At 37.3% G+C, this 1,110-nt stretch carries 1 protein-coding gene; it reads left to right on the top strand.

Translation table 11 applies throughout. The annotated features are described in order from the left end of the window. A partial coding sequence (locus JUJ52_RS23015; protein WP_228089244.1) for an IS4 family transposase occupies window positions 1–1,020 on the top strand: 1,020 nt, incomplete at its 5' end. Window positions 1,021–1,110 lie beyond the last annotated feature (90 nt).

The following is a 1,110-nucleotide window of genomic DNA, read 5'->3' as shown; positions in this document are numbered from 1 at the left end:
CAAAAAGAACTTGGGCTAAAAAGTATTAGTAAATCTCAACTTTCTCGAAAACTTTCTGATCTTCCTCCGGAGATCTTCCAGGCGATTCTGCGTCATTTAATCCAACAGATCCATCAGGAAATTGGGGAAGAAAAGGGAAGCGAATTACTTGAGAAAATCCATCTCATTGATTCAACGACCATTTCTTTTTGCCTTAGCCAGTATCGGTGGGCTGATTTTCGAAACACGAAAGCTGGAGTAAAAATTCATACTCGTGTAGTTTTTTGTGATGGGGAGGTTTCCCCAGATAAAATCATTGTTACTCCTGCTAGACCAGCTGATCGAACCCAATTAGACGCATTGATGGTCACAGAGAAGGATGCCCTTCATGTGTTTGATAGAGGGTACTTTGATTTTCAAAAATTTGATGATTATTGTCAGAACAATATTCGCTTCTGTACTCGTATCAAGGAGAATACCATTATCCAAGTCATCGAAGAACTCCCTGTAGATCCGGAATCTACGATTCTTCGTGAGGCTGTGGTTAAACTGAGGAAAATGAAATTTCCAGTTCGCTTGATCGAAACACAAGATAGTCAAGGAAATCTTATTAGGATCATCATTAATGATGCGAAAATGAGTGCACAGGAAATCAGTGATCTTTACCGAAATCGCTGGCAAATAGAATTATTCTTTAAATGGATGAAACAACACTTAGTTCTCAAAAAGTGTTATGGAAAGAGCTCAAACGCCGTTTACAACCAAATTTACATAGCTATGATCACTTTCTGCTTAACTTTATTGATGAAGAAAAAAGTGTGTTATCAAGGATCACTTCTCGAAATGCTTGAATTTATTGGTGTATATTGGTCAAGCTGCTTCTCTACCTTTATAAAAGAACTGTTTAAAAAGCCAAATCGAACGTCGGATGGACGGAGGCGACTTGAACATGAGCGCATCTTTAATAACATACTAGAACAAATTAAACGAGAGGAGACCTGGTACTTAAATAATGATGTAACCTATGATCTTATCTTCTGATATGTAAAAATCTGGATAAGGGCTACCTTCAATTAGAACCCCCTTATCCTTTTGGCTCTATAAACCCTATATTCAAAAAACTGAATTTTT

Origin of the sequence: Virgibacillus sp. AGTR (genome assembly GCF_016919725.2) — a bacterium.
Lineage (GTDB): Bacteria > Bacillota > Bacilli > Bacillales > Amphibacillaceae > Virgibacillus > Virgibacillus salarius.
The sequence above is the reverse complement of the archived record's forward strand: the minus strand, read 5'-3'. Positions and strand labels throughout refer to the sequence as shown.